The following is a 17,931-nucleotide window of genomic DNA, read 5'->3' on the forward strand; positions in this document are numbered from 1 at the left end:
TTCGATACAATGACGAGTTGTATCGATGAAGCGACACGCTGATATATCATCTGGCGAGGTGTGTCTTTCGACGCCGCTACCGCCACCAGTGATGCGCCGGTGCCGCCAACCACCGGGACAAGCCAGCGGGTACTGCCGGCATGGGTGGCGAATAGGGTGGCGAATCGGGTGGAATAAGCCAGGGAAAGTACCGGGAAATGGCCCGGAAATTACCTGGAAATTACCTGGAAATTACCTGGAAATTACCTGGAAATTACCTGGAAAAGGCCAGGAAGAGCGCCCGGCAGCGAGCCGGATCGCGGGAGACCCCATGCTGGAAACCGACGGTTGGATCACCATCGACGTGCCCGAGATCGAGACGCTGCCCAAGCCGATCTTTCCCCGCTCCCAGAACCTCACGGCGCGGCAGGTGTTCCCGCTGCACAGCCACCGCTGGAACCAGCTGGTCTATGCCACCTCCGGCACCCTGGTGGTGACCATTGCCGACGCCTGGCACGTGATCACCCCGGAGCAGGCCATCTGGGTGCCCACCGGGGTGCTGCACACCACCGGGGCCCTCAACGGCGCCCAGTTCCGCAACCTCTACGTGGCCGACCAGCCCGGGCTGGAGATGCCGGACACCTGCACGGTGCTCGCCGTCACACCGCTGTTGCGGGCGCTGATCGTCGAGCTGGAGGCGGTCAGCCCGGCCATCGGCCCGGCGGGCGTGCCGGTGGGTATTCCCGAGGAGGATGCCGGCGGGGCGGCGGAAAACGACGCCTACATCGACAAGCTCAATGCCCTGATCGTCGAGCAGCTGCGCCGCCTGCCGGTGCAGAACTTCCGCCTGCCCTGGCCCCAGAGCCCCATGCTGCACCGCATCTGCGAGGCGCTTTACGCCAACCCGGCGGATGGCCGCAGCGCCGACGACTGGGGGCGGGAACTGGGCGCCTCCGCCCGCACCCTGGCCCGCCACTTCGAGCGCGAGGTGGGCATCACCCTGCGCGACTGGCGCCACCGCCTGCGCCTGTTCCGCGCCCTGGAATGGCTGTGCGCCGGGCGCAGCGTCACCGACATCGCCCTGGACCTGGGCTACGCCTCCACCTCGGCCTTCACCTACATGTTCCGCCAGGAAATGGGCTGCGCCCCCACCGAGTGGCGGGCGCGCTGACGCCTGGGGGTTGGGCAGGCCGGAGCGGCGCAGGCGCCGACGTTATGGCCGATCTATTAATTTTATTCATGTTTCGCGCCGGCCGTTTTTCAAAACGCAAGAACTGGCGCGGACCTTTTCTTTTTTGCCTGCTCAATACATGAATTTTATTAAAGTATCTGGGAGCACGCCCCGATGCCGGCCGGCCGAAACCGGGGCGGCGACCGGTGGCCGGCGAAATGGAGAAAACGTTCCGCTCAACCCACCCCGGCGTCGGCCAGCTTGAGACCGAAGCCGATGAACAGGCCGCCGATGCCGCCGGTGGCTCCGGCCGCCAGGCGCCGGCGGCGGAAAGTCTCAGCCAGATAGCTGCCGCCGAAGATCAGGGCCGACAGATAGACGGCGCTGCAAATCTGCACGATGGTCCCCAGGATGAGGAAGGACAGGGCCGGGTGGGCGTAGCCGGGGGAGACGAACTGGATGAAGAAGGACACGTAGAACAGGATCGCCTTGGGGTTGAGCAGGCTGATCAGCAGGGCCACCTGGAACGGCCGGGCGGCCTCCGGCGGCGGGGTTGCCGGTGTTTCCGGGGCGGCCTGGGCCGCGCCGCGCCAGCGCCGGATGCCGGCGCGCACCAGGTTCAGGCCGAGATAGACCAGGTAGGCGGCCCCGGCGTACTTGAGCACCACGAACAGGGCCGGGTTGGCCTTGAACAGGGAGGCCACGCCGGTGGCCGCCAGCACCATCAGGATCAGGTCGCCGAGAAAGATGCCGCAGGCGCCCCGGTAGCCAGCGGCGATGCCCTGGCGCGAGGCCACGGTCATCACGTACATGGAGTTGGGGCCGGGCACCAGCACGATGAAGATGGTGCCGAGGACGAAGGTGGCCAGGTCGGTGATGCCGTAGTGCATGGCGGTCGGTCCCAGGGAGGCAAAGGAAGGATGGTAACGCCGCGGGGCCGGGCGGCGCGACCCGGTCCGGGGGTATCGGGGCGGTGCGGCGCGTGGTGCTTGGTGGCAGGGGGCGGTGGCTGTGACGGTGACGGATGCTCGGCCGTGGCGGGTCCGCTGCCGGTTGATACGGCGCGGCCACACCTACGTTCCGGCTTCCTCCGCTTGTTCAGCTTGCCGTCGCCCCGTGCGGCCCTGAGGGGGCGGTTCGGCCTTGGCCTTGATTTCGCCCTAAATCGCCAGCCCGAGCGCGCTGGCCAGGGCCGTCAGGGCGTCCCGGGCGCCGGCAGCGATGCTTACGCCTTGGCCCCGGGGCAGGTCCGGATGGCGGGTGTTGATGCGGATCAGCGGCGCATCCAGGGCTTCGCCGATGTGGCGGATGGCGGGCAGGTCGATGCCGGCGCCCAGCTCGATCACCACCGGGGCTTCCACCGTCTGCCGCCATGCCTGGAAGCGGCGCCGCTGGGCGTCGCTCGGGGCGCTGTGCCACTGCCAGTCGTCGAACATCAGGATGTTGGGCCGGGCCAGTCCGCCGCACTGGGGGCAGGCCGGCAGGTCGGCGCCGGTCCATTCGCAGCGCCGGGCGTCGATCTGCGGCACCACGCCGTCGGCCGGCCACACGGCGTTGTCGCACGGCGTGAGGCATTGCAGGTGGTGGATCGAGCCGTGGATTTCCAGCACCCGGTCCGGGGCGAAGCCGGCCTTCTGGAACTGGCCGTCCACGTTGCTGGTGACGACGAAGGCGCCCCCGGGCATGGCCGCGCCCAGGGCGCGCAGCACGGCGAAGCCGGCGTGGGGCGCGGTGTCCCGATAGAGGGCCAGACGGTGGCCGTAGAAGCCCCAGGCCCGGCGGGGTGCGCGCACGAAGGCGGCCGGGTTGGCGATGCGGGTGAAGTCGATGCCCGCCTCGGCCAGGGCCGGGTAGGCGCGCCAGAAGCCGGCGTTGCCGCGAAAATCGGGCAGGCCCGAATCCACCCCCATGCCGGCGCCGGCGGTGACGATCAGGCCGTCGGCCGTGCCGATCAGCGCGGCGGCCCGGGCGATGGCCTGGTCGAAAGGGGAGGTGGGAGCAGTCATCGGCGTAGCGGAACGGAGGGGGCGGTTGGCGGTGGGGCGGGTGTCGGCAATGCAGCGGGTACGGAGGCGGGGGACGGCACGGAAAAATCCTGGCGGCGCACTCGGCGACCCTCGCGCCTCCGTGGCTCCGTATCGTCCACGCCGCAAGCAGCCAGTTTGACTGGCTGGGCGGTTGTCCGGTCAGCCAGGGAATGCAGACACCGGGCTTTCCATAAAAAAACGGCGAGGGCCGCAAGGCGCCTCGCCGTTTTCGTGCCGCTCCCGCGCAGGACGCGGGGCTGCTGGTTCAGGCTGTCGCGGCCTTAGTCGTCCCGGCCGAAGCGGGACGCCCGGTTGCCGCCATTGCCACCGTTGCCACCGGTGCCACGGCCGTCATGGGCGTGGTGCTGGGCGCGCTCGCCGGGGCGCTTGAAGCCGCCCTGCTTGGGGCCGAAGCCGCCGGGCTTGCCGCCGCCACGGTTCTTGTCGGTGCCGTTGAAGCCGCCCTTGCCCCGGTTGCCGTCGCCGAAACCGTGGTGGGTGAAGCCGGTGTAGTGCTCGGAGGCACCCTGGGCGCCCTTGCCTTCGCGGGCCAGGAACTCGCGGCGCTGAATCTCGCGCTCGTCGAAGTCCCGGGGACGCTCGGGGCGGGCGTAGGGGTTGGCGTTGCCCCAGTTGGAGGGCTGACGCTCACCGCCGAACTTGCGTTCGCCGTAGGGACGGTCGTTGCCGAACGGACGGTCGCCCTGGGGACGCTTGCCGTAGGGGCGGTCGCCGCCGTTGCCGTAGGGACGATCGCCTTGCGGACGGTCGCCGTAGGGACGGGCCGGACGGTCGCCCCGGTCGGCGAACTGGCGGTCTCCGCGATCGCCGTAAGGCTTGCGCTCGCCGCCGCCGAAGCCACCTTCCTTGCGGAAGCCGGGCTTGCCGTTGCCGTAGCCGCCCTTGTTGCCGAACTTGCCGCCCCGGTTGTTGCCGCCTTCGCGGCGTTCCTGGCCGGGCTTGAAGCGGGCTTCCAGGCCCTCGATCTCGGTCACTTTCACCTTGTTGCCGATGAAGCGCTCGATGCGGCGCAGGGTGAACACGTCCTGCTTGCCGACGAAGGACACGGCCATGCCGGTGGCGCCGGCGCGGCCGGTGCGGCCGATGCGGTGCACGTAGTCCTCGGCGAACTTGGGCAGGTCGAAGTTGAAGACGTGGGTGATGGCCGGCACGTCGATGCCGCGGGCGGCCACGTCGGTGGCCACCAGCACCCGGGCGGCACCCTGGCGCAGCTGGTTGAGCATGCGGGTGCGCTGGCGCTGTTGCAGGTCGCCGTGCAGGGCCACGGTGGAGTGGCCGGCGGCGCCCAGTTCCTCGGCGAGCAGCTCGGCGTCGCGCTTGGTGGCGGTGAAGATGATGGCCTGGCCGGTGTCGTCCTTGGCCAGCCAGTGGTCGAGCAGGCGGCGCTTGTGGCCCATGTCGTCCACGTACACCACGTGCTGGTCGATGGCGTCCTGGCGGGACACTTCGGCCTTCACCGAGATCATCTGGGGCGACTTCATCAGTTGGCCGGTCAGGGCCTGCACGTTGGGCGACAGGGTGGCGGTGAAGCACACGGTCTGGCGTTCCGTCGGCAGCGCTTCGGCAATCGCCATCACGTCATCGGAGAAGCCCATGTCGAGCATGCGGTCGGCTTCGTCCAGCACCAGCATTTCCAGGCGGGAGAAGTCGATGCGGCCGCTGTTCATCTGGTCCATCAGACGGCCCGGGGTGGCCACCAGGATTTCGTAGGGGGAGGACAGCACCCGGTTCTGGTTGAAGTAGGACTCGCCGCCGGTGATGCACACCGTCTTCATGCGGTTGATGCCCTTGGCGAAGCTGATGGCGGCCTTGGACACCTGCTGGGCCAGTTCGCGGGTCGGGGTCAGCACCAGGAGGCGGGGGCCGATGGCGCGGGCCTTGGCGGGCTGTTGCTGCATGCGGGTCATGGCCGGCAGCAGGAAGGAAGCGGTCTTGCCGGTGCCGGTGGGGGCAGAGGCGATCAGGTCGGCGCCGCCGAGCAGGATCGGCAGGGCCTGGCGCTGCACCGGGGTGGGGGCGGTGATGCCCAGGGTGGTCAGGTTGCGCACGATGGGCGCGACCACGCCCAGTTCGGCAAAGAGGTTGGCCGGTGCTTCGGCGGCATCGGTGGCAATGGCGATGTCGGCGGCCTCGGCAGCAACGGTTTCGGTCGGCTCGGACGCCTGGGCGGGCGCGGCGCTGGCGGTAACGACGGCCTCGGGGGCGGCGTCGGCAGCGTCGGCGATGGCAATGGGGGCAGCGTCGAGATTCTCGATCGAAGAAACGGTCATCAGGTTTTCCTTGGATTGCGTAAAGGCTTGCCTGGTGGCAAGGGCGGGCCTCGGCAAACGCGAACGGCACCCAGCGCGCAAACACGACATGCGCAATTGGCCGCAACGGATTGGCGTAATCAACACCCACATCGACGCCAACCGTTATGCCGACCAGGAAACCCGGAAAACGGGCCCTGACGATAGGGGGCTAGAGATCGATGACTAGCGGTGACGGAAAAGCAATTCTGGCTGCCGGACTACACGGCTACGAGAGCAACGACTTCGCCGGCTGGCGGGGCTTTTCCCTGGAACGGTCAGAAAATTTTCGCCCACGTGACACCGGGCGAGGCACTCTGACTCCGAGGCAAGGGCGAGATTATGGCAGCTTTTGCTGCGCGGCACAAACCCGGGACGGAAAAAGGCAATGGCCCATGGTCGGGAGCGCAAGCGGTGGGTCGCCCGGAGTGGCCTATAGTGAACGGATGGGCCGGGATGAAACCGGACGGCGCAGCGGCGCACCTGCGCATCGCGCTTGCCGTCCAGCCCCGGCCGTTCAGGAGTTGCGATCATGAGCAAGTTCAGACACGGCACCAAGGAACCGAAGAAGACGCCCCTTCTCACCCCCAAGGAGCGCAAGGCGGCCAAGATGGCCAAGAAGCACCCCCACGAGGTCGAGGACGTGGTGGCGCCCTTGGTTGCCGGCGCCCAGCCTCATCATCACTGAGGTTGTTTTTCCGGCACGGCCGGCAGGGTGGGGGGGGGCGGCGTCGCCGGTTCGTCGCTGCCTTGCCGCTGCTTCGCGCTGCTTCGCGCTGCTTCCGCTGGCGCGGCAGGGCGTTGTGGCGTCTGCCCGTCCGACGCCGGGTAGCTTGACCAATACGGCAGCCCGGCGCCGGGTGTGCCGCGCAGGTTGGCGTGTTCAGCCCGCCTTGGGCTTGAGCGACTTTCTGGCGTAGATGTCGTAGCGGCTCGACTTGCCCTCCAGCACGAAGCTGGGGGCCGGGCCGGCAATGGCTGGCGCCTTGCGCGGGCGCTTCACCACCACCCGGTGGCTGGCCAGGGGCAGGGCTGCGGCCAGCAGGGCCGGGGCGTCGTCGTCGTCCCCCACCAGGGGGCGGAACAGGCGCATTTCCTTCTTCACCAGGGCGCTCTTGTCCCGGTGCGGAAACATCGGGTCCAGGTAGATCACCTGGGGCGGCTCGTCCGCCCAGGCGGCCATCGCCTCGATGGCGTTGCCCCGGATCAACCTCATGCGCGCCGCGATGGCGCCCACCTCCGGGTCCGCCGCCGCCCGGACCAGGCCGTCGGCGAGCAGGGCCGCCACTACCGGCTGGCGCTCCAGCAGGGTCATGGCGCAGCCCAGTTGGGCCAGCACGAAGGCGTCGCCCCCCAGGCCGGCGGTGGCGTCCAGCACCGTGGGACGCACCCCGGGCTGCAAGCCCACTGCCTTGGCGATCATCTGCCCGGCCCCGCCGCCGTAGAGGCGCCGATGGGCCGCCGCTCCGGCGACGAAATCCACCCGAATCGGCCCCGGGGCGCCAGGCCCCAATTCCACCAGCTGCACTCCCTCGGGCCCCACCTGCACGGCGAATTCCGCGGCAGATTCCGCCCCGGGCAGGCCCAGTTGCGCCGCCAGGGCGGCGGCGGCAGCAGCGAACTCGGGGGCAAGGGGCTCGACGCGCAGGGCGAGGGCGGGATGGTCGGCGGACATGTGGCGGTGGGGGAGGAAAGACGTTGGGGCGGATTCTGCTACCGGCTGCCGTGAATCTGTGGGCCGGTGGGCTGGGCGGGCCGGGCAGGGCTGCCGGGGCGGGAGCCCGAAATCGAGCGCCCCATCCCGGGCCACGCTTGACGGGCCCGGGATGCGGCGATGGGGGTTACGGCTTACTCGGCGGCGCCATTGCCGCCCGTGCCACCCTCGGCCGCCCCGCGCGGCCGGCGGCTGCGCGGGGCAGGCTTGCGGGCTGCGCTGGGCTTGCCTTGGGACGGTGCTTCCGCGGTGGGCGCGGCGGAGGCGGACGGCGTGTCCCCGTGCTTCGGCTGTTCCGCCTTGGCCGGCTTGGCCCGTTTGTTCGATTTTTCCGCCTTGTCCGCTTTCCCTGCTTTTGCCGCCTTGTTGGCGGTGCCCGCGCCGGCCGCACTGTCCGTTGCCGCTTGGGCGGGCGCCGCCGGCGTGTCCGCCGCGGCGGGCGCGGTGGTCTTGGTCGGGTTGCTGCTAGCGGCCCTGGCGGTGCGGGCGCCCTGGCGGGGCGGCTTGCGCGGCGCGGCAGCCGGAGAGGCCGGGGCGGCGCTGTCGGCCGTACTCGCTTCGGCCTGGGCCGGCTGGCTGGGGACGGCGGTCGCGGCGGTATGGTCGGCCGGTACGGAGGGGGCTGCGGGCGTTACCGCGCTTTCCGATCCGGCGCCTTTGGCGCCGCGCGTATCCTGGCCGCGGCCCCGGCCACGGCGGCGGTCGCCAGCGGGCTTGGCCTGGGCCTGGGTCGGTTCCGCCGGGGCGGAGTGCGGCTGGGCGGCGGCGCTGGCCTCGCTCGAAGCTGTTGATTGGTGCGCGTCGGCGGCCGGTGCCGCCTCGCCGCGGGGAGCGCTCTGGCTAACCTGAGCCGCACTGTTGGGGCGGCAGACGTAGGTGCCGGACTTCTCGTCCCGGCCGATTTCCAGCAGGCCCCGGCTCTTGGCCTCGTCGAGCAGGCTGCCGAAGGCGCGGAAGCCGTAGTAGGCCTCGTTGAAGCCCGGGTTGCGGCGCTTCAGGGCCTCCTTGAGCACCGAGGCCCACAGCTTCTCGGTGTCGCTGCGGTCGGCCATCAGGGCGTCGAAGGTGGCGGCCACCATGTCTACGGCCTGGGCGCGGCGCTTGTCCATCTCTTCCTTGCGGCGTTTTTCCTCTTCCGGCGTGCGCTTGGGCGGCTGCTGGCTGTCCCGGTTGCGCTTGGCGGCGGCGCGCTGGCTTTCACGCACCAGGTCGTCGTAGAAGATGAACTCGTCGCAGTTGGCGATGAGTAGGTCCGAGGTGGATTGCTTCACCCCCACGCCGATCACCTGCTTGGCGTTCTCGCGCAGCTTGGAGACCAGGGGCGAGAAGTCGGAATCGCCGGAGATGATGACGAAGGTATTGACGTGGGACTTGGTGTAGCAGAGGTCCAGAGCGTCCACCACCAGGCGGATGTCGGCAGAATTCTTGCCGGACTGGCGCACGTGGGGGATCTCGATCAGCTCGAAATTGGCCTCGTGCATGGTGGCCTTGAAGCCTTTGTAGCGCTCCCAGTCGCAATAGGCCTTCTTGACCACGATGCTGCCCTTGAGCAGCAGGCGCTCCAGCACCGGCTTGATGTCGAATTTATCGTACTGGGCATCGCGCACGCCCAGGGCGACGTTCTCGAAGTCGCAGAACACCGCCATGCTGACGGTGTCGTTGGATGAAGCCATGTTGTTCTCCGTGGGGTGCCGGGCAACGGCCCGGGGCACCGAGGGCGCCATGATAACGAGTCCGGGAACGGGGGCGGGGAAATCTGCGGGGGCGAACTGGCGCCGCGCCCGTGGTTTCAGGCCGGATCGGCGAGTCGGTAGAGGATGACTGCCATTGTGACGGCGACCAGGATCAGGAATTTGCGCAGGTCGCCGTCACGGGCTTTGCCTAGCAGGCCGCGAAAGACGTAGAAGCCGATGAGGAGCCCGAGGGCTTTGATGACGATATCCATCGTATGGCAGGGTTTATTTAATCAAGGTATGCATTATGTATTTTTTGCCTGTTTCTTGGGCGTTCTGTCATAGCCTTGAGCTAAAAGAGTAATTCAGTGTTATCCACAGCCCTGTCCCCATTTTCTGGGGAAAGTGCCGGGCGTCCGAATGGTCGCCCTTCCAAACCCCGCGCCGGACAAGGGATTCCAGAGGGTGTGGCTGGAGAGCGAGGTGGGGCGCGGGGTTTGGCCCTGGCGGGCTGGAGATGGCCGCCCAGCCTGGAGTTTGGGGCCGGCATCTTTATGCGCCTCCATGGTGGTGGCATGGCCGGGGTGCGGCCGGCTAGGTCCGGCGGGCGGGGCGGGCGTAGCATGCGACCTTTGCACCGTGCCCGCCGATGAGGGGCGGCGCGGTCTGGCGTTGGAGCATGCGGCGATGAACGTTGCCTTCCTGAGACGGCAATTCAGCAGCAACCGGTGGCGGGTGCGCGCCACCTTGTGGACGGCGGCCCTGGTGGCGGGCGGCACGGTGGTGTTCTTCGCCAAGCTGGCGGAGTGGGCCTTGCACCTCTTCGACGGCCTGGTGGCGGGGCGGCCCTGGCTGCCCTTCCTGCTCGCCCCGGCCGTCGGCATGGCCACCGTGTGGCTGACCCGACGCTACGTGCCCGGGGCCCAGGGCAGCGGCATTCCCCAGGTGATCGCCGCCACCCGCATCGCCGCCAAGGGGGGCGAGGTGGGGGGGCTGGTGTCCCTGCGCATCGCCGCGGGCAAGGTGCTGCTGGGCGGGTTTGCGCTGCTGGGCGGCTTTTCCGCCGGGCGGGAGGGGCCGTCGGTGCAGGTGGCGGCGTCGATCCTGCATTTTTCCCACCGCTTCCTTCCCTATTCCCGGGCGATTCGGCCCCAGGATCTGTTGATCGCCGGGGGCGCGGCGGGCATCGCGGCGGCCTTCAACACGCCGCTGGCCGGCATCGTCTTCGCCATCGAGGAACTGGGACGGCGCCTGGAGGCCCGCACCAGCGGCGTGCTGGTCAGCACCATCATCATCGCCGGCCTGGTGGCCATCGCCCTGCTCGGCAATTACAACTACTTCGGCAAGCTCAAGGTGGCAGCCCTGGGCGATTCGGTGATCCTGCCCGTCTTGGCCGGCGGCCTGGCCACCGGCTTGCTCGGCGGGCTGTTCAGCCGCCTGATGCTGTGGCCCCTGTATCGCAGCGACAGCCCTCTTTGGCAGTGGCGCGCCCGCCATCCGGTGCTCTTCGCCGGGGGCTGCGGCCTGGCGGTGGCGCTGCTCGGCCTGGTCAGCGCCGGGGCCTCCTACGGCAGCGGCTACGCCATCACCGCCCAAGTGGTGGCCGGCGAGGTGCAGCTGCCCTGGTACGTGGCCATCGCCCGCTTTCTCGCCACCCTGGCCAGCTACTTCTCGGGCATTCCCGGCGGCATCTTTGCCCCGTCCCTGGCCATCGGCGCCGGGCTGGGCTCGACCCTGGCCCAGCTCCAGGCCAGCACCGACGCCATTCCCCTGATCGCCCTGTGCATGGCCGGCTTTCTCGCAGCGGTGACCCAGTCGCCGATCACCTCGGCGATCATCGTCATGGAAATGGTGGACGGCCATGAGATGGTCATCAGCCTGATGGCCATCGCCCTGCTGGCCAAGGCGGTCAGCTCGCGCATCAGCCCGGAGCTGTACCAGAAGCTCGCCACGGGCTGGCTGCCCGCGCCGCGCAAGGGGCCCGAGGCGTAGGCCGCGCCATCGCGCCGCCTGTTTTTTGGGCGGTGCGTCATGTGCCCGGGGCAAAAGGGAAAAATCCGGTTGTCCACAGCCCTTTCCCCAGTTTCTGGGGAAATTCTTCAGGCCGCCCCGCCAAGGTCCGCGCCGGATAAGGCGTTCCACGATGCCTGCCTGGAAAACCAATAGGGACGCGGGGTTTGGCGGTGGCAATCCGAAGGTCGGCGCCCCTATTGGTTTTCCGGGGGGCGGATAAAAAAAGCCCGGCAGCGGAAGGGGCGCTGCCGGGCCAAGCGAGTAGCGTGGATCGTGGGAGTCGGGCATCCACGGGGCGGCCGTCACGACCCCGGGCGGGGCCGTGGCGGCCGGTCAGGCGGTGGCGCCCTCCAGGGTCGGGTAGTCCAGGTAGCCCTCGCTGCCGCCGCCGTAGAAGGTGGCGGAGTTGGCCTTGTTGAGGGGGGCGTTATCGCGCAGGCGGCGCACCAGATCCGGGTTGGCGATGAACGGGCGGCCGAAGGCCACCAGGTCGGTATGGCCGGAGGCGACGGCTTCCACGGCGGTGTCCCGGGTGTAGCCGTTGTTCACGATCCAGGCGCCGGGGAAGGCGCGGCGCAGGGCGTCGTAGTCGAAGGCCGGGGCGTCGGGCGGGGTGCGCTTGCCGCCAGTCTCGCCCTCGATCATGTGCACGTAGGCCAGGCCCAGGGGGGCGAGCTGGTCCACCACGTAGCCGTAGAGGGCCTGGGGATCGCTGTCGAGCGGCGTGGCGCCGCCGAAGGTGGTGAGGGGGCTCAAGCGGATGCCGGTGCGGCCGGGGCCGGCGGCCTGGGCCACGGCCTTGGTCGCCTCGAGCAGCAGGCGGGCGCGGTTTTCGATGCTGCCGCCGTAGGGGCCGCTGCGGTCGTTCACGCTGTCGCGCAGGAACTGCTCGATCAGGTAGGTGTTGGCGGCGTGCACTTCGACGCCGTCGAAGCCGGCCTCGATGGCGCAACGGGCGGCGTGGGCGTAGTCGGCGATCAGGCCGGGGATCTCGTCGTCGCGCAGGGCCCGGGGCGGGGTGGTGTCCACGAAACCTTCGCTGGTGAAGGTCTTCAGGCCGGCCGGGGCGTGGTTGGTGGAGGACACCGGGGCGGCGCCGCCGGGCAGCAGGGAGCTGTGGGAGATGCGGCCCACGTGCCAGAGCTGGATGACGATCTTGCCGCCAGCGGCGTGCACCGCGTCGGTCACCTTGCGCCAGGCCGCCACCTGCTCGGGGGTGTAGATCCCCGGGGTGTCCAGGTAGCCCTGGGCCATGGCGTTGATGGGGCTGGCCTCGGCGATGATCAGGCCGGCGGTGGCGCGCTGTCGGTAGTAGTCCACCATGATCTCGGTGGGGATGCCGCCGATGGCCCGGTTGCGGGTCAGCGGCGCCATGACGATGCGGTTGGCCAGGGCGATGTCGCCCACCTGGATGGGGTCGAAGAGGGTGGTCATGCACGTGCTCCTGTGGGTGTATCGGATGGGGGGGAGGGGACTACAGGGCTGCTTGAAGGATGCGGCGGACGGCGGCGATGTCCACCGTCTGGCGTTCGCCCAGGGCGGTCATGCCGTGGGCCTGGAGCTGGGCGGCGACCTTGTCCGCGGCCTCGGCGCCGATGCCGTAGTCGCCGAGGCGGGTCTTGACGCCGAGGGATTCGAAGAAAGCCTGGGTACGGTCGATGGCCGCGTCGATGCGCTCGTCGGCGCCGCCGGAGTGGATGGCCCACACCTGGGCGGCGTACTGGAGCAGCTTGTCGCGCTTGGCGGCGCGGCACTCGCGCATCAGGGCGGGCAGGACGATGGCCAGGGTCTGGGCATGGTCCAGGCCGTACAGGGCGGTGATCTCGTGGCCGATCATGTGGGTGGCCCAGTCTTGCGGCACCCCGGCGCCGATCAGGCCGTTGAGGGCCTGGGTGGCGGCCCACATCAGGTTGGCGCGCACGTCGTAGTCCTGGGGCGTGGCCAGGGCCTGGGGGCCGACCTCGACCAGGGTCTGCAACAGGCCCTCGGCGTAGCGGTCCTGCACCGGGGCGTTGGCCGGGTAGGTCAGGTACTGCTCCATGACGTGCACGAAGGCATCCACCGCCCCGTTGGCGATCTGGCGCGGCGGCAGGGTGTAGGTCTTGACCGGGTCGAGCACCGAAAACCGGGGGAAGACGTGGGCGCTGGCAAAGCCCAGCTTGGCCTGGCGGGCGCGGCGGCTGACCACGGAGAAGTTGTTCATCTCCGAGCCGGTGGCCGGCAGGGTCAGCACGCAGCCCAGGGGCACGGCTTGGGTCACCTGGGCGCCGTGGGTCTCCAGGATCTGCCACGGGTCGCCCGGGTAGTCGACGGCAGCGGCGACGAACTTGGTGCCGTCGATCACCGAGCCGCCGCCCACGGCCAGCAGGAAGTCGAGCTTTTCGGCGCGGATCAGGGCCACGGCTTCCATCAGGGTGTCGAACTCCGGGTTCGGCTCGATGCCGCCGAAGCGGCGCACGGTACGGTTGCCCAGGGCGGCCTCCACCTCGGCCAGGGTACCGTTGCGCTCGGCGCTGCCGCCGCCGTAGAGCACCAGCACCTTGGCGTCGGTGGGCACCAACTGGTCGAGCTGGGCGATGCTGCCCTGGCCGAAGACGATGCGAGTCGGGTTGTAGTAGTCGAAGTTCTGCATGGCGGGCCTTTGGGAAAACTGTGGTGGATGCGTCGCGGGTACGTCGTGAATGCGGGGGTGCTAATTAGACCGGTCGTCTAGTTGCTGGGTGATGACGGGTACGGTGGGAAAACAGACATGGCGGCCGTTTGGATGGGCTTGGGGTTAGGCAGCGGTGGGTTCGGAAGCCGGCGCGAGCAGCCGCTCGGTGGCGGCCATGGCCTGTTCCAGGGGCGTTGCGGTGCGGTGCAGCTTGGCCAGCAGGCTGGCGCCGAGCCACAGCTGGTAGAGGGTTTCGGCAGTTTCCCGGGGCGGCAGGGCGGGCAGGGAGCCGTCCTCGGCGCCGGCGGCGATGCAGCCGGCCAAGCGGCGGATCACCCCTTCGGTGCCGTCGCGCAGGGCCAGGCGCATGGGTTCGGACAGGTCGGCCACCTCGCCGCTCAGCTTCACCACCAGGCATTTCTGGTCGGTGCAGCCGGTGCATTGGGTATCCACCCACTGCTGCCAGTAGCGCAGCAGGCGCACCCGGGCCGGGTAGGCCGGGTTGGTGAGCAGGGTGTCGACGCGCTCCAGGTAGCAGGCGAAGTAGTCCTCGATGAGGGCCTGGCCGAACTGCTCCTTGGATTTGAAGTAGTGGTAGAAGGAGCCCTTGGGCACATCCGCCGTCTGCAGAATCTCGGTCAAGCCGACGCAGGAGAACCCCTTGCCGGCAATGATGCGCTTGCCGGTGTCGAGGATGTGCTGGCGGGTGTCGTCGTAGTGGGCCTTCATGACGACGCAGGATAGGTTAAATTAGACCGGTCGTCTAGTAATTTTTCTTGCCCGAGGTTCCGGGCGGTGTGAGTGGGTCGGAATGCTGGGCCGGGACACTAGATTCCCGGCGGTCGCGCAGCACCGCACCGGTTGACGGGCTGGGCAACGAGGATGGGAGGAGGTGCGTATGTTTGGTGCTGCTCACGGTGTGGCGGTATTGGTCTTCGTCCTGGCCATTACCGGTGTCCTGCCGGGCTGGCTGGCGGCCATCGTTTTTGCAGCCTTTGGACTGCTGCTGCTGGCGTGGCTCATCCTGATCTTCTTGCCGCCCATCGCCCGCGCTTTTTTCGACTTGTGGCGCTGACTGGCGCGGTGGCCGGGAGCCCAGTGCTATCCACGGCTACGCTGGCCGACACGGGGTTATATGGGACTGACCGCGCCGGCCTTCACCTGCAACCCGCCTTGACCGATGTGCCGGCCGTGGCGCCTCCCGCCATTGCCCGTTTTGCGGGCATGGCGTCATATGCCTGAGGGCAAAGGGGAAATCCGGCTTATCCACAGACCTTTCCCCATTTTCTGGGGAAAGCCGCCGGGCCGCTGCCTGGAACCCCGCGCCAGTGCTCGATCTCCACGATGCCTCTTCGCAAAGCCACGATTGGCGCGGGGTTTGGGATAGGCATCGCGGAGATGCCCGTCCCTATTAGGGTTTGGCGGAGGAGGGGGGCGGGGGCGGCGAGCCCACCATGTCCTCGGCGCGCACCCAGCGGTCGAAGTCCTCGGCGCTGACGTGGCCCAGGGCCAGGGCGGCGGCCTTGAGGGTGGTGCCTTCGTGGTGGGCGTGCTTGGCGATGGCCGCCGCCTTGTCGTAGCCGATGTGGGGCGCTAGGGCGGTGACCAGCATCAGGGAGCGTTCCACCAGTTCGGCGATGCGGCCGGTGTTGGGGACGATGCCGCGCACGCAGTGCAGGGTGAAGCTGGCCATGCCGTCGGCCAGGAGGCGCAGGCTTTGCAGCACGTTGTGGGCGATCAGGGGCTTGAACACGTTCAGCTCGAAGTTGCCCGAGGCAGCGCCCACGGTGATTGCCACGTCGTTGCCGAAGACCTGGGCGCAGACCATGGTCAGGGCCTCGCACTGGGTCGGGTTCACCTTGCCGGGCATGATCGAGCTGCCCGGCTCGTTCTCCGGCAGGCTGATCTCCCCCAGGCCGGAACGGGGGCCGGAGGCCAGCCAGCGCAGGTCGTTGGCGATCTTCATCAGCGCCGTGGCCAAAGTCTTGAGCGCCCCATGGGCCGCCACCAGGGGCTCGTGGCCGGCCAGGGCGGCGAAGCGGTTGCCTGCCACGGTGAACGGCAGGCCGGTGGCCGCCTCCAGCTCCCGGGCCACCCGGGGGCCGAAGCCGGGCGGAGCGTTGAGGCCGGTGCCCACCGCCGTGCCGCCTACCGCCAGGGCCAGCACCGCCGGCAGGGTGGCCTCGATGGCGGCATGGGCCAGGTCGAGCTGGGCCACGTAGCCGGAAAATTCCTGGCCCAGGGTCAGGGGCGTGGCGTCCTGCAAATGGGTGCGGCCGATCTTGACGATGGGGGCGAACTCTCGGGCCTTGGCGTCCAGCTCGGCGCGCAGGGCGGCCAGGGCCGGCAGCAGATGGTGGTGCAGCGCCCGGGCGGCGGCCACGTGCATGGCGGTGGGAAAGATGTCGTTGGACGACTGGCTGCGGTTCACGTCGTCGTTGGGATGCACCCTGCGCTTTTCGCCCCGCTCGCCGCCGAGCAACTCCGAGGCCCGGTTGGCCAGCACCTCGTTCATGTTCATGTTGGACTGGGTGCCCGACCCGGTCTGCCACACCGCCAGGGGAAATTCCTCCGGATGCTGGCCCGCCAGCACCTCGTCGGCGGCGGCGGCGATGGCCGTGGCCGTATCGGCCGGCAACCCGGCCAAATCCCGGTTGGCCAGGGCCGAGGCCCGCTTGACCAGCGCCAGGGCCGCCACCAGCTCCGCCGGCATGCGCTCGGTGGAAATGGCGAAGTGCTCCCGGGACCGCTGGGTCTGGGCGCCCCACAACCGCTCGGCCGGCACGGCGATGGGTCCGAAGGTATCCCGCTCGGTGCGGGTGGCGGGGGGGTGGGGGATGGCAGGCATGGCGTTCTCCGGGTGAGTTTTCATCCTAGACCTGTTGGCGGGGGGGGCAGGGGGAGGAAATTGGGAGCTGCGACGAAGGATTGCGCTGGTTGGCTACGGTTTCGCGCCATACCTGACTACAGAAAATCACTTAACTGACCACCTCTACGTCATCAGGCTGCAATCGGCCAAAAGCGATCGGTCGAAATCTCAGTCCCAAAGCTGGCGTTAATGTGGTTTCTCTCTAGGCATAAGCACCGCATATGACTTGTGTATAATCCAGAGTGAATGGATATTTCTCATTAATAACAATGCGCTACGCTGAATTGAATTTCATCTTAGATGTCACTTCGGTAGCTTATATGGCAAACATGCCGTCTACTTCATGTTAGGAATTTCAGTTGATTCGGCAGCGCTATCTTGAGGTGGTAAAAAAATTCGAGCCGTATTCTGTGCTGCTCGATGCGGGGGCAACGCCTGCTCAAGTTAAGGAAGCCATCATTGCGTTGCTTTCACCGTATGTTGCAGACAAAGAATTGCTGCGGCAGTTGGCAGTTACGGTGCTAGCTAACGAAGCAGCATGCATCGGCCAGCTTTCGTCTAGACCGGATTGGAAGTCCCTACTAGATCTCGCTTTTTCCATTAGAAAAGGCGCTATTGAAACCAACAAGAGTAAATCGTTTGAAACTATCGCTGCCTTCGAGGTGCCGATAAGAGAGGCTCAGAGAAAGTATTCACTGCAGATTGTCTTCGAGCAATCAAAAGAAGGACTGGGCAATGATGAGTACGCCTTTGAGGTATTTAGGATTATCGGTGCGTTGATCGAGTCAACGATTCAACCGTTCGTGAAGGAGCTCTATTGTCTATTCCTGATTGGAAAAGGATTATCCGTTGATTCCGCAACGGTTTTACACACTGACTTTGGAAAGATCGCTGGACAGTTCGAGAAGCTACTTGATGATTCTAGCCTTCTCTCCCCGCCGCCCTGGAACATTCGGCTCAATCAGTGGCGCAATATTGCCCAACATCATTCCTACATCGTAAGCGGAAAAAGTATCGTCGCGTACTATGGGAAATCCAATCCGTCACATCACGTCGAGCTAAGCCGTGAGGAATTATTTGCTGTATCAAAGGAGTTGATCCGTCGACTGGGCGCACTGAAAAGTTCGAGGGAAATTACAACACTGAACCATCTCGATGAACTTCGCCCACTTCTTCCCGCGACGGATCGCGATGTTTATTGCATAGCCACGGAACTGGGCGCGGCATTTGCCACGCAAGGCTTTGCGCTGTTGGACTTGAAAGAAAACAATGGAACTTTAGTTGCAAAGTTCCTAGACACTTCACCTAATGCTGGCCCCTCAAGGCATTTCCATTGTTCTCAGTTCATTGTGCCAATTGCGCAACGTTTTCCTGACCTCGGCGTACAAGTGCATTTGCAGTCGTCTACAACTCAAGATCGCTGGATGTTCTCTGCAGGCGCTACAGACCTCAAAGACGTTCTCAGAGGGGACAACCCACTACTTAAGCTTTCGGAAGTAATGAAATTCCAAAAAAATCCCTAA

Annotated in this window: 15 protein-coding genes; 5 read left to right on the forward strand and 10 right to left on the reverse strand. The window is 67.3% G+C overall.

Going from position 1 to position 17,931, the window contains the following annotated elements; all coding sequences use genetic code 11:
• Positions 1-310: 310 nt before the first annotated feature.
• Positions 311-1,150: a helix-turn-helix transcriptional regulator gene (locus LWW89_RS01740; RefSeq protein ID WP_293260169.1), complete on the forward strand. Its 840-nt coding sequence runs from the start codon at positions 311-313 to the stop codon at positions 1,148-1,150.
• Positions 1,151-1,386: 236 nt separating this feature from the next.
• Here the strand turns inward: LWW89_RS01740 and leuE are convergent, their stop codons facing one another.
• From leuE to LWW89_RS01755, 3 genes are all read right to left on the reverse strand, one after another.
• Positions 1,387-2,040, reverse strand: coding sequence for a leucine efflux protein LeuE (gene leuE, locus LWW89_RS01745; RefSeq protein WP_293260171.1), 654 nt, complete (start codon positions 2,038-2,040; stop codon positions 1,387-1,389).
• A 270-nt stretch (positions 2,041-2,310) separates the two neighbouring features.
• A complete protein-coding gene (locus LWW89_RS01750; protein ID WP_293260174.1) occupies positions 2,311-3,156 on the reverse strand; it encodes a Sir2 family NAD-dependent protein deacetylase in 846 nt (281 codons plus the stop codon).
• Between the two features lie 302 nt (positions 3,157-3,458).
• Positions 3,459-5,468 carry a DEAD/DEAH box helicase gene (locus LWW89_RS01755; protein ID WP_293260176.1) on the reverse strand — a complete coding sequence of 670 codons (2,010 nt, stop codon included), beginning with the start codon at positions 5,466-5,468 and terminating at the stop codon, positions 3,459-3,461.
• A 550-nt stretch (positions 5,469-6,018) separates the two neighbouring features.
• On the opposite strand from LWW89_RS01755, the gene LWW89_RS01760 reads away from it, so the two are divergent.
• Positions 6,019-6,174: a hypothetical protein gene (locus tag LWW89_RS01760; RefSeq protein ID WP_293260179.1), complete on the forward strand. Its 156-nt coding sequence runs from the start codon at positions 6,019-6,021 to the stop codon at positions 6,172-6,174.
• A 195-nt stretch (positions 6,175-6,369) separates the two neighbouring features.
• Here the strand turns inward: LWW89_RS01760 and LWW89_RS01765 are convergent, their stop codons facing one another.
• From LWW89_RS01765 to LWW89_RS01775, 3 genes are all read right to left on the reverse strand, one after another.
• A complete protein-coding gene (locus LWW89_RS01765; protein WP_293260182.1) occupies positions 6,370-7,161 on the reverse strand; it encodes a class I SAM-dependent methyltransferase in 792 nt (263 codons plus the stop codon).
• A gap of 173 nt (positions 7,162-7,334) precedes the next feature.
• Positions 7,335-8,873 (reverse strand): NYN domain-containing protein, encoded by a 1,539-nt coding sequence (locus LWW89_RS01770; protein WP_293260185.1) that lies wholly within the window; start codon positions 8,871-8,873, stop codon positions 7,335-7,337.
• 116 nt (positions 8,874-8,989) lie between these two features.
• The gene (locus LWW89_RS01775; protein WP_293260188.1) at positions 8,990-9,145 is read right to left on the reverse strand and encodes a hypothetical protein; all 156 of its coding nucleotides are present in this window, start codon (positions 9,143-9,145) and stop codon (positions 8,990-8,992) included.
• A 415-nt stretch (positions 9,146-9,560) separates the two neighbouring features.
• Here LWW89_RS01775 and LWW89_RS01780 point away from each other — a divergent pair, with 415 nt between their 5' ends.
• Complete coding sequence (locus LWW89_RS01780) at positions 9,561-10,865, forward strand: chloride channel protein (RefSeq protein WP_293260191.1); 1,305 nt, start codon at positions 9,561-9,563, stop codon at positions 10,863-10,865.
• A 354-nt stretch (positions 10,866-11,219) separates the two neighbouring features.
• Here LWW89_RS01780 and LWW89_RS01785 read toward each other — a convergent pair whose 3' ends face one another.
• From LWW89_RS01785 to LWW89_RS01795, 3 genes are all read right to left on the reverse strand, one after another.
• Entirely contained in the window at positions 11,220-12,320 is a 1,101-nt protein-coding gene (locus LWW89_RS01785) for an alkene reductase (RefSeq protein ID WP_293260194.1), read from the reverse strand.
• 40 nt (positions 12,321-12,360) lie between these two features.
• Complete coding sequence (locus LWW89_RS01790) at positions 12,361-13,518, reverse strand: iron-containing alcohol dehydrogenase (RefSeq protein ID WP_293260197.1); 1,158 nt, start codon at positions 13,516-13,518, stop codon at positions 12,361-12,363.
• A gap of 144 nt (positions 13,519-13,662) precedes the next feature.
• Positions 13,663-14,268 carry a TetR/AcrR family transcriptional regulator gene (locus tag LWW89_RS01795; protein WP_293260200.1) on the reverse strand — a complete coding sequence of 202 codons (606 nt, stop codon included), beginning with the start codon at positions 14,266-14,268 and terminating at the stop codon, positions 13,663-13,665.
• Between the two features lie 169 nt (positions 14,269-14,437).
• Between LWW89_RS01795 and LWW89_RS01800 the strand changes: the two genes are divergently transcribed.
• Positions 14,438-14,614, forward strand: a complete 177-nt coding sequence (locus LWW89_RS01800) for a hypothetical protein (protein ID WP_293260203.1) — start codon at positions 14,438-14,440, stop codon at positions 14,612-14,614.
• Between the two features lie 336 nt (positions 14,615-14,950).
• Here the strand turns inward: LWW89_RS01800 and fumC are convergent, their stop codons facing one another.
• Entirely contained in the window at positions 14,951-16,387 is a 1,437-nt protein-coding gene (gene fumC, locus LWW89_RS01805) for a class II fumarate hydratase (RefSeq protein ID WP_293260206.1), read from the reverse strand.
• A 380-nt stretch (positions 16,388-16,767) separates the two neighbouring features.
• On the opposite strand from fumC, the gene LWW89_RS01810 reads away from it, so the two are divergent.
• Positions 16,768-17,931 carry a hypothetical protein gene (locus tag LWW89_RS01810; protein WP_293260209.1) on the forward strand — a complete coding sequence of 388 codons (1,164 nt, stop codon included), beginning with the start codon at positions 16,768-16,770 and terminating at the stop codon, positions 17,929-17,931.

Origin of the sequence: Oryzomicrobium sp. (genome assembly GCF_021287045.1) — a bacterium.
GTDB lineage: Bacteria > Pseudomonadota > Gammaproteobacteria > Burkholderiales > Rhodocyclaceae > Oryzomicrobium.